Genomic DNA, 10,495 nt, shown 5'->3' with positions numbered 1-10,495 from the left:
CATTTACCGATAGAGCGGGGAAATGTCACATCGTCGCCTGGCGAGTTACTGGTAGCACGCCTTGGTGAACTTGTAGTCCTTCGCGGTCGGGCCGGTGAAGAAGGGCTCGATCACCGTGACGCCGGACGCGGCGGCGTCGTCCGGCTTCGCGATCTGGCTCTGCCGTACGGCCGCCTTGTCCGGGTCACCCGCGTAGTTGCCGGCGCCGGAGGGGAGCATGCCTTCGTAGTCGACCGAGGTGAGCGACTTGACCGCCTTGAGCAGGCCGGCGCGGGTCAGGTCCTTGTTCTCGGCCGCCTTGAGCAGGGCCGCCTTGAGCGGGTAGGACCAGACCCAGCCCGAGGTGTAGCCGTCGTTGGGGGCGGAGACGGTGCCGAGGGCCTCGCGCATGGCCTTGTGGCCCGGGGTGTCCGCGCCGAACGGCTGCCAGGGGCCGGACTGCAGGTACAACGCCTTGATCGCGGGGGCGGCGGCGCTCTTCAGCAAGCCGGGGTTCCAGGTCGGGCCGGTGCCGATGAACTTGCCCTTGAAGCCCTTCGAGGCGGCACCACCGATGATCACCGCGGCGTCGGTCGGGCTGTTGGTGAGGATCACCAGGTCGGGATTGCCGGACACGATCGCGGCGATCGCCGCGCCCTGGTTGTCCTGCCCGGTGGCGGTCTTCACGTCGGTGAACGTCAGGCCGTTCTTCTCCGCGGCGATCTTCGCGCCGGCCGCGGCGTCGTCACCGTAGTCGCCGGCCAGATGGACGGCCATCACGGACTTCACGCTGAGCTTCTGCTTGGCGTAGTCGACCGAGTTCATCGACTCGAAGCAGTAGTTGACGCCGGACTCGACCACGACGTCCTCGACGCCCCACAGCGAGGTCCAGGACGCCGGGACCGCGACGAGGTTGCTCGCCTTCAGGTCGGGCAAAATGGCCGCGGTGGTGGGCGAGCCGAGGGTCTGGGCGATGGCCAGGATCTTCGGCTTGATCTCCTGGTACACCTGGTTCTGAATCTGCGGGTTGTACTTGTTGTCCTTCACGTAGGTGGTCACGTCGATGTCGTAACCGCCGATGCCACCCGAATCGTTCACGCGCTTCCAGAATGCCTTCTGCGCCTCGGTGATCGGCACGGCGAGCGCCTTGAACGGGCCCTCGGTGAGGTCGGACATGGTGCCCAGATAAATGCAGCCCCGGTCCGTGTGCGTCGAGCCCGTGCAGGGCTCGTTGGTGACGCCGAAGTCGACTTTGTTGCCTTCCTTGCCGGTCTGCGGCGCGGTGGACTCCTTGGCCCGGCAGCCCGCCACCAGCATGGCCAGCGCGAGCGGTACCGCCAGCGCCGCGACCATGCGTCGTTGAACGGTCATGGCACGATTCCTTCCCGGCCGCTTCAGTAGGAGAACGGCCATGCCTTCCAGTAGTTTCGAACTCGAATCCATATCCCGTACAGACCTCTCGGCTCGAACAAAAGAAATACGATGATCAGCAGGCCGTAGAGGATCGCCTCGACCTGGACGACCGTGATTCCCCCGCCCGTGGCGCTGTCGGTGATGAACGGCAGCACGGCCGGCAGTTCCGTGGTGATCCTGGGCAGCAGGGTGATGAACAGCGCGCCCATGATCGAGCCGGAGATGGTGGCCACCCCGCCGATCAGGATCATCGCGATGAACTGCACCGACATCAGCAGGTTGAAGTTGCCCGAGGTGAACGTGGAGGGAATGACGTAGAGCAGCGCGCCGGCCACGCCCGCGTAGAACGAGGACACCGCGAACGCGATCACCTTGTACCGGGTCAGATTGACGCCGATCACCGCGGCGGCGATGTCCCGGTCCCGGATCGCGGCGAACGCCCGCCCGGTACGGGAGCGCACCAGGTTCCGGGCCAGCACCGCGAAGATCACCAGCAGCACCAGCATCACGAAGTACAGCTGCTGCACCCGGGTGAGCGACTCGCCGTCCTGGTCGAGCCGGACGCCGAACAGGGTGAGCACCGGCGCGGCCCGGCCGATGTCCGGCGGCCCGGCCATCCTGGTCCACTCGCGGAAGAGGAACTGCCCGATGAACACCAGGCCCAGCGTGACGATGGCCAGGTACAGCCCGCGCAGCCGGACGGCGAGCGGCGCGACCAGCGCCCCGGCGATCGCGGCGACGGCACCCGCGGCGAGCAGCCACACCGGCAGCTCGGTGATCCCGAAGCCGAGCTGGCGCCCGTCCGGGTCGCCGGAGAGCACCGCCGCCGTGTACGCGCCGATCGCCACGAAGAACGCGTGGCCGAGGGAAACCTGCCCGGCGTACCCGGTCACGATGTTGAGCCCGATCGCGCCGATCCCGTACACGCACGCGGTGGCCAGCAGTTGCACCACGTCGTCCTCGAAGCTGAACGGCAGCACCAGCGCGATGACCAGCAGCACACCGATGAACACCTTCTTCGGCGTGGTGTTCAGCAGCGCCATGTCCTGCTTGTACGAGGTGTACAGCTCCGGCCGGCCCCACAGGCGAGTGGCGGTCATATCGCCTCCAATCGCCGGAGGCTCTCACCGGCACGCGACCAAGGAAGCCGATCGCCCGAACGCACGCAACGCCAGCGATCTTGTCGGGGGAGGCCTATAGCGTCAGCCTCATGCCACGATTCCGGCTTCTGCCCACATCCGCCCAAGAGGTGGTGATGATGGAGCACTGCGCCCACGCACGATTCGTGTGGAACCTGGCGGTCGAGCAGCATTTGCACTGGAGGCCCGGCCGGAGGTCGGCTCCGAACTATCTTGAGCAAGCGCACCAGCTCACCGAGGCCCGCCGGGCGTTTGACTGGCTTCGGGCGGGGTCGGTGACCGTGCAGCAACAAGCCCTGCGGGATTTCCACCAGGCGCTGTCCTACTTCTTGGGGGGCACGCACCAGCGGCCTACGTGGCGGAAGGCACGTGTTCACGAAGGGTTTCGGCAGGTTGGTGTGAAGCCGGAGCATATTGCCAGGCTCAATCGCAGATTTGGACACGTGTGGGTGCCGAAGGTCGGTTGGGTCAAATTCCGCCGCAGCCGCGCCGTGCCTCACGGCATAAGGTCGTACCGAATCACTCGCGACGGCATCGGCCGGTGGCACATCGCCTTCGCTGCGATTCCCAAGCCGGTCGAACCGCCTGACAACGGCGCAACAGTAGGCGTCGATCGGGGTATCGTTGTGTCGGCCGCGCTCTCGACGGGCGAACTGCTCAAGTGTCCCGAGCTCACTCTCAAAGAGGCGGAACGCGTGGTGCGCCAGCAACGCAGGCTGGCGCGAGCTAAGCCGGGATCGAACCGGCGCAAGCGAGTCGTACGATCGATTGCCCGGCTGAAGACGCGTAGCAAGGACCGGCGCACCGATTGGGTGGAAAAGACCACCACCGACCTGGCCCGCCGGTTCGACAAGATCAGTGTCGAGCGGTTGAACGTACGGGCCATGACCCGCTCGGCCAGAGGTACCAGCGACACTCCTGGCCGGAATGTCCGCGCCAAGGCCGGATTGAACCGGCGCATCCTCACGGCGGGTTGGGGTGCGTTGCTTACCCGACTGAAACACAAAGCTGCAGGCAGAGTCATCGAGGTCGACGCTGCCTACTCGTCGCAACAGTGCTCGGTCTGCGGGCACATTGCAGCCGAATCGCGTGAGAGCCAAGCGCGGTTCCGCTGCGTGGCCTGTGGGCACACCGGGCATGCCGACCTCAACGCCGCCAGAAATATCGACAACCGGGGTAGGACGACCCTGGCAGCACGGGGAGCCCTCCAGCCGCAGGGCGGGGCCCTGAACCGTGAACCTCAACCTGCACCTCCTTCCACCGCGTTGGCAAGTTATGGGTTGGAATCCCCGCCCTCGGGCAGGGAGGACGTCAAATCCGGACCACCTCCCGGGTGCCGAACAACCCGTAGGGCCGCACCAGCAGCACGATCATCATCACCAGGTACGGGGTGACCAGCGAGAACTCGCCGCCCATCCAGGGCGCGAGGTCCGCGCCGTAGGTGGCGACCAGGGACTCGACCACCCCGATCAGGAGCCCGGCGATCACCGCGCCGCCCAGCGAGTCCAGCCCACCCAGGATGATCACCGGCAGCGCCCGCAGCGCGATGATCCACAGCTGCGGGTCGACGCCGCCGGAGGAGACGAACACCCCGGCGATCGCGGCCATCGCCCCGGCGATCGCCCAGGACAGCGTGAACACCATGCCCACCGAGACGCCCTGGGCCAGCGCCACCTCCTGGTCGAACGCGGCCGCGCGCATGGCCAGCCCCATCCGGGCGTAGCGGAAGAACGTGAACAGCACGGCGACCAGCACCATCGTGGTGCCGAACGTGACCAGGTCGCGGATCTGCACGTCGCTGCCGAAGAGCGACGTGGTGTTGAGCTTCCAGGGGTCGTTCAGCTGGCGGACGTCCAGCCCGATGTAGCCGTTGACCACCACCCGGACCACCACGTCCACGCCCAACGTAATGATCGAGATGACGAACACCGGCTTGCCGATCATCGGGCGGATCACGGCCCGCTCCACACCGACCCCGAGCAGCGCCACCAACAGCGCCGCGACGATCACCGCAAGGTAGAAGTTCATCGCGGTGACGAGGTAGCTCACCAGCACCGCACCGGTCAGCATGAACGCCGGCTGGGCGAAGCTGATCACACCCATGGCCTTGAAGATGATCACGAAGCCGAACGCCAGCAACGCGTAGACCGAGCCCTGGCCCAGCCCGTGCACCAGGCTCTGGATCAGCTCCGTCACTGTCGAACTCCTCGTTTGCCCCGGCTCACCGCTTGTACATACCTTCCACCTGCTCGGCGAACATCGTCGCGATGGCCGAGCGTTTGACCTTCTGGGTGGCGGTCAGCTCACCGTCCTCGTGGTCGAGCTCCTTGGGGAGCATGGAGAACGTCTTGATCTGCTCGACCGAGGCGAACCGCACGTTCACTTCGTCCACAATGGACTGGACGAGCTTGCGCACCTCGGGCTTCTCGGCCAGGTCGCGGTAGGTGGTGTAGGCGAGCCGGCGGGCCTGGGCCCAGTGCCCGACGGTCTCCAGCTCGATGCCGATCAGCGCGGTGAGGTAGGCCCGCCGGTCGCCGATCACGATCGCCTCCTTGATGAACGGCGAGGCCTTGAGTGCGTTCTCGATCTCCGACGGGGCCACGTTCTTCCCGCCCGCGGTGATGATCAGGTCCTTCATCCGGTCGGTGATCTTGACGTGCGTGCCGTCCACCCACTCGCCGACGTCACCGGTGTGCAGCCAGCCCTCGGCGGTCACGGCCCGCGTGGTCGCCTCCGGATCCCGCCAGTACCCGGCGAACGTACCGGCGTGCCGGGTCAGGATCTCCCCGGTGGTCTCGTCGATCTTCAACTCGACCCCGGGGTGCGGCTCGCCGACCGTGCCCACCTTCACCCGGCCCGGCCGGTTCGCCGTGGCGATCGCGGAGTTCTCGGTCATCCCGTACACCTCGTGCATGGGAACACCGATGCCCATGAAGAACCGCAGCACCTCCGGCGCGATCGGGGCGGCCCCGGACGCGGCGTAGCGCACCTTGCGCATGCCGATCCGGTCCCGCAACGAGCGGAAGAAGAACAGGTACCCGACCGCGTAGCGCAGCCGGCTCCCGGACGTGTGCTTTCCGCCCGTACGCACCAGCGTCGCGGCGATCCGGTCGGCCTGGCGTAGCCAGAACCGGCCGATCGTACGCTTGAGCCAGCTCGCCGAGTCCAGCCGGATCCGAACCCCGGCAAGGACTTTCTCCCAGATCCGGGGCACCCCGAACAGGATCGTCGGCTGCACCTCGCGCAGGTTCGGCTGCACGGTCTCGATCGACTCGGCGAAATGCACCTGGATGCCGGCGCACGCGGAGAACCAGGTGGTGAAGATCCGCTCGGCGACATGGCACAGCGGCAGGTAGGACAGCGTCACGTCCGAAGGGGACGGTGGCGGCGAGGTGAACCCGCCGCCCTCCACCAGCACCTGGATACAGTACTCCACATTGGACACCGTGAGCATGGCGCCCTTGGGCGGCCCGGTGGTGCCGGAGGTATAGACCATGGTGAGCACGTCGTCCTCGGCGGCCTCGGCCATCCGCCGCTCCACCGCGCCGGCCTGCGCCGCCCGGTGCTCCTCACCGAGCCGGAGGAAATCCTCCCAGGACAGCAACTTCGGGTCGGTGTAGCGGTGCCGGATGCCGCGCGGCTCGATGTAGACGATCTTCTCCAGCGCCGGCAGCTGGTCCAGCACGGCCAGCGCCTTGTCCACCTGCTCCTGATCCTCGGCGATGAGCACCCGCGCCCCGGAGTGCGACAGCAGGTACGCCACCTCGGCCTCGGGGTTGGTCGGGTACAGCCCGACGGTCACCGCGCGCACCGACGCCGCGCCGATGTCGGTGTAGAGCCACTCCCGCCGGTTCTCCGAGTGCACGGCCACCCGGTCGCCCGGCTCGACACCCAGGGCCAGCAGCGCGTGCCCGACGAGCTCGGCCCGGTCCCAGTACTCCCGCCAGGTCACCTGCTGCCAGATGCCGAAGTCCTTCTCCCGCAAGGCGATCCGGTTCGGCATCTGGAGCGCGCGATCCCGGACCCGGCTGGCCACGGTGGTCGTAGTGATCTTCTGGTCGGCCACAGCGGTCATGAGGTGCCCTCCAACAACTCGGGAGTGTTGGCCATGGTCGTGGGTCGTCTTGACGGGTGGGTCACCGGACCACTCCTCGGGCAGACCGTGTTCCACTGGGGGCAAGCCCCCAGACCCCAGTTCCTCGGGCCACCCTCGTCGCGGTGGGCCAACTCCCTCGCCGGGCATTCCGCAAGCTTCATGCCGCGCCTCCGGCGCTCCGATGTTCCTCACCCAGATAGGCCCTGATGACGTCCGGGTTCTCCTGCACCTCGCGGGGGGTGCCGGTGCAGATCGGGCGGCCGAAGTCGACCACCATCACCCGGTCGGCCAGGTCCATCACCAGGCCCATGTCGTGCTCGACCATGATCAGCGGGATGCCCAGCTCGTCCCGCACGTCGAGAATGTAGCGGGCCATGTCCTCGGTCTCCTCGAGGTTCATGCCCGCCACCGGCTCGTCCAGCAGCAGCAGCTTGGGCTCCATGGCCAGCGCCCGGCCCAGCTCCACCCGCTTCTGCACGCCGTAGGGCAGCAGCCCCACCGGGAACCGGCGCCACTGCTCCAGCTCCAGGAAGTCGATGATGTCCTCGACCGCCGCGCGGTTCGCCAGCTCCCTGCGCCGCGCCCGGCCCAGCCAGGCGATCGCGGCCAGCGTGCCGTACGGGTCGTGGTGGTGCCGGCCGAGCATCAGGTTGTCCACCACGGTCAGGTTCGCGAACAGCTCGATGTTCTGGAACGTGCGGGAGATGCCCAGCCGCGCGATCACGTGCGGACGTTTGCCGATCAGGTCGGTGCCGGCGAAGGAGACCCGGCCGGACTGCGGGCGGTACACCCCGGACAGCACGTTGAAGATCGACGTCTTGCCGGCGCCGTTCGGTCCGATGATCGCGAACAGCTCGTTCGGGCCGACGCTGAACGTGACCCCGTCGATCGCCTTCACCCCGGCGAAGGACAGCCGCACGTCGTCGAACACCAGCACCGGCACGTCGACCAGCGGCTCGGCGTCCACGCGCTCCCTGGTCGCGGTCACGGCAGTGCCCCATGAGAAGTGCGGTGAAAGCGTCCTTCCTCACCCCCAGCGTGAGTAACGACGCTTTCATCGCACGACACCGCGGCCTCGCTCTCGCTCACGACAGCCACCTCTTGCGCCGCTTGTAGTGCTTGACCTCGCGGAACGACTTCGCCCCGCCCTCGGCGCCGAGACCGAGGTAGAACTCGCGCACGTCGGAGTCCTCGAGCAGCTCCTTGGCCGGCTTGTCCATCACGATCTTGCCGTTCTCCATCACGTAGCCGTGCTCGGCGATGGACAGCGCCATCGTCGCGTTCTGCTCGACCAGCAGCACGGTCGTGCCGCCGGCGTTGATCTCCACGATCAGGTCCCGGATCTGCTGCACGATCAGCGGCGCGAGGCCGAGACTCGGCTCGTCCAGCAGCAGGCAGCGCGGTTCGGACATCAGCGCCCGGCCCATCGCGAGCATCTGCTGCTCGCCGCCGGAGAGGTACCCGGCGGTGCGCTTGCGGCGCTCGGCCAGCACCGGGAACAGGCCGTACACCCGCTCCAGGTTGGTCCGCAGCTGTCTCGGCGCGACGTGCCCGCCGACCTTGAGGTTCTCCTCCACGGTGAGCTCGGCGAAGATCCGCCGCCCCTCGAGCACCTGCTTCATACCCAGCGAAGCGATCTTCGTCGGCGGCAGGTGGTGGATGCCGCGCCCGCCGAACGTGACCGACCCCTTGGTGACCTCGCCGTCATGCACGTCCAGCAGCCCGGACAGGGCGCGCAGCAGCGTCGACTTCCCCGCCCCGTTCGCGCCGAGCAGAGCGACGATCGTCCCCTCCGCCACGCTCAGGCTGACGCCCTTGAGCACGTGGATGACGTCGTCGTAGACAACCTCGAGGTTGTTCACGGAGAGCAGAGGCAGGGACTCGGAAACCGCCGGTTGCATCACTGCTGCCATGGCCTCTCCGTGTCAGCCCCGTGTCGGCCCCGACCAAAACGGTCATATCCGCCGTGACCTGGATCACGCCAGACACGGACCGTAGCTGCTTCCCGTGAGGCGCTGCAAGCCGGCGGCCGAACTGTTACCAGCGGGTTTCGGCACCTTGTGCGCGATCACATTCAGGCGGTCACCAGATTGGGCAGAACTCCCATTGACGCCGGTCCACGTGCCCTGGAGCGGCTCCCTAGGGGTCGGCTGCCAGACTCACATGATGACCGCAGTGTTCGACTGGTTGGACGAACGGGCCGAGGAACGCCGCCGCGCCGGCCTGACCCGGCGCCTCCGTCCCCGCCGCGCCGACTCGGATCTGCTCGACCTGGCCAGCAACGACTACCTCGGCCTGGCCCGCGACAAGCGGATCAGCGGCGCCGCCGCGGCCGCCACGTTGCGCTGGGGCGCCGGGGCGACGGGCTCGCGACTGGTCACCGGCACCACCGACCTGCACACCGAGCTCGAACACGAGCTGGCCCGGTTCTGCGGCGCCCAGGCCGCCCTGGTCTTCTCCTCCGGCTTCACCGCCAACCTCGCCGCGATCACCGCGCTTTCCGGCCGCGACAGCGCCATCGTCACCGACGCCTACATCCACGCCTCGCTCATCGACGGCTGCCGGCTGTCCCGGGCCGACGTCGCCGTCGCCGGCCACATCGACCTCCAGGCCACCGCCCACGCGCTCCGCACCCGCCGCCATCCCCGGGCGCTGGTCGTCACCGAGTCGGTGTTCTCCGTCGACGGCGACCTCGCTCCGTTGGCCGAGCTGCACGGTGTCTGCCGCGAGCACGGCGCCGGCCTGGTCGTCGACGACGCCCACGCGTTGGGTGTTCTCGGCGACGGCGGCCGCGGCGCGATGTCGGCGGCCGGCATCATCGCCGAACCGGACGTGGTCACCACCGTCACACTGTCCAAATCCCTTGGCGCCCAAGGCGGTGCCGTGCTCGGGCCGCGCCGGGTGATCAAGCACATGACCGAGACCGCCCGGAGCTTCATCTTCGACACCGGCCTCGCCCCGGGCAGCGCGGCCGCCGCCCTGGCCGCCCTTCAGGTGTTGAAGGACGAACCCGACCGCCCCGAACGCACCATGCGCGCCGCGCACACCCTCGCCGACCGCCTCCGCGCCGCCGGCCTGCCCGTCACCACCCCCACCGCCGCCGTCGTCTCCGTCCACGCCCCCTCCCCCGAGGCCGCCGTCGCCTGGGCCGACGACTGCCGCGCCGCCGGCGTCTGGGTGGGCTGCTTCCGCCCACCCTCGGTCCCGGACAAGATCTCCCGCCTCCGCCTGACCGCCCGCGCCGACCTCACCGACACCGACCTCGACCGCGCCATCGACATCATCACCCGTCACGCCCCGCCCGGTCACGCGTTTTCCCAGACGCGTGACCCGGCGGATTGCAACAGTCAGATGGGGGGCACGACGGTCCAGCCTCTCGGCGGATCATCCACATTCGGGTTGCCGCATTCGTAAGCGGTCAAGTCGCGCCCATCCGGGGGATCAGGGTGCCCGATGTCCGGAGACACCCTGATTGCCAGGCAGGCCAGGGTGGGTGACCATGACGAACTCGGCCGCTGGTACCAGCCACCCTGCCAGCTGACCCAGAACTGGGACGGGTGATCCGCACACACGGTGGTGCGCACGTCGATCCATGCGCCGTTGGAATGAAGATGTCCCAGGCAAAGCCCGGTCGCCACATTACGCGTCCATCCACCGTTCCAGCGCTCCCACCGCTGGTAGGGATTGCCGCTGTTGCACGGATTGATGTATACGAAACCGAGAAAGTTGGGTCGCGGTAGGGACCGCCCTTACGGGCGGCCCCCCGCACAGATCCCAGCGTGCGGGATTACCGCACTGGGCTCCTGTCTTAGGTTCTGGCGGCAAAGCGCATCTCTGGGAAGGGATGCAGCACGCGGGCGGGTGGTAA

8 protein-coding genes are annotated in these 10,495 nt (G+C 67.9%); 2 read left to right on the top strand and 6 right to left on the bottom strand.

All coding sequences use genetic code 11. From position 1 onward, the window contains the following. Positions 1 to 45 precede the first annotated feature (45 nt). Complete coding sequence (locus VGR06_RS33525; RefSeq protein ID WP_327563205.1) at positions 46 to 1,350, bottom strand: ABC transporter substrate-binding protein; 1,305 nt, start codon at positions 1,348 to 1,350, stop codon at positions 46 to 48. 23 nt (positions 1,351 to 1,373) lie between these two features. Beyond that, on the bottom strand, positions 1,374 to 2,492 hold the full coding sequence (locus VGR06_RS33520) for a branched-chain amino acid ABC transporter permease (protein ID WP_327563204.1): 1,119 nt from the start codon (positions 2,490 to 2,492) through the stop codon (positions 1,374 to 1,376). A 110-nt stretch (positions 2,493 to 2,602) separates the two neighbouring features. Here VGR06_RS33520 and VGR06_RS33515 point away from each other — a divergent pair, with 110 nt between their 5' ends. After that, complete coding sequence (locus tag VGR06_RS33515) at positions 2,603 to 3,925, top strand: transposase (RefSeq protein ID WP_327563203.1); 1,323 nt, start codon at positions 2,603 to 2,605, stop codon at positions 3,923 to 3,925. Here VGR06_RS33515 and VGR06_RS33510 read toward each other — a convergent pair. From VGR06_RS33510 to VGR06_RS33495, 4 genes are all read right to left on the bottom strand, one after another. Next, a complete protein-coding gene (locus VGR06_RS33510) occupies positions 3,843 to 4,727 on the bottom strand; it encodes a branched-chain amino acid ABC transporter permease (protein WP_327563202.1) in 885 nt (294 codons plus the stop codon). The genes VGR06_RS33515 and VGR06_RS33510 overlap by 83 nt on opposite strands. A gap of 25 nt (positions 4,728 to 4,752) precedes the next feature. Beyond that, positions 4,753 to 6,606 (bottom strand): AMP-dependent synthetase/ligase, encoded by a 1,854-nt coding sequence (locus VGR06_RS33505; protein ID WP_327563201.1) that lies wholly within the window; start codon positions 6,604 to 6,606, stop codon positions 4,753 to 4,755. 178 nt (positions 6,607 to 6,784) lie between these two features. Beyond that, positions 6,785 to 7,615: an ABC transporter ATP-binding protein gene (locus VGR06_RS33500; RefSeq protein ID WP_327563200.1), complete on the bottom strand. Its 831-nt coding sequence runs from the start codon at positions 7,613 to 7,615 to the stop codon at positions 6,785 to 6,787. A gap of 97 nt (positions 7,616 to 7,712) precedes the next feature. Beyond that, complete coding sequence (locus VGR06_RS33495) at positions 7,713 to 8,540, bottom strand: ABC transporter ATP-binding protein (RefSeq protein ID WP_327563199.1); 828 nt, start codon at positions 8,538 to 8,540, stop codon at positions 7,713 to 7,715. 253 nt (positions 8,541 to 8,793) lie between these two features. Here VGR06_RS33495 and VGR06_RS33490 point away from each other — a divergent pair, with 253 nt between their 5' ends. Continuing rightward, positions 8,794 to 10,041, top strand: a complete 1,248-nt coding sequence (locus tag VGR06_RS33490; protein ID WP_327563198.1) for an 8-amino-7-oxononanoate synthase — start codon at positions 8,794 to 8,796, stop codon at positions 10,039 to 10,041. Positions 10,042 to 10,495: the final 454 nt, after the last annotated feature.

The organism is Actinophytocola sp. (assembly GCF_036002505.1).
Taxonomy (GTDB): domain Bacteria; phylum Actinomycetota; class Actinomycetes; order Mycobacteriales; family Pseudonocardiaceae; genus DASYTH01.
The sequence above is the reverse complement of the archived record's forward strand: the minus strand, read 5'-3'. Positions and strand labels throughout refer to the sequence as shown.

What these genes read in the sequence shown, in the direction of transcription:
- VGR06_RS33490 (WP_327563198.1), top strand. Translation starts at nt 8,794, where the DNA reads ATGACCGCAGTGTTCGACTGGTTGGACGAACGGGCCGAGGAACGCCGC.
- VGR06_RS33525 (WP_327563205.1), bottom strand. Translation starts at nt 1,350, where the DNA reads ATGACCGTTCAACGACGCATGGTCGCGGCGCTGGCGGTACCGCTCGCG.
- VGR06_RS33505 (WP_327563201.1), bottom strand. Translation starts at nt 6,606, where the DNA reads ATGACCGCTGTGGCCGACCAGAAGATCACTACGACCACCGTGGCCAGC.
- VGR06_RS33520 (WP_327563204.1), bottom strand. Translation starts at nt 2,492, where the DNA reads ATGACCGCCACTCGCCTGTGGGGCCGGCCGGAGCTGTACACCTCGTAC.
- VGR06_RS33515 (WP_327563203.1), top strand. Translation starts at nt 2,603, where the DNA reads ATGCCACGATTCCGGCTTCTGCCCACATCCGCCCAAGAGGTGGTGATG.
- VGR06_RS33495 (WP_327563199.1), bottom strand. Translation starts at nt 8,540, where the DNA reads ATGGCAGCAGTGATGCAACCGGCGGTTTCCGAGTCCCTGCCTCTGCTC.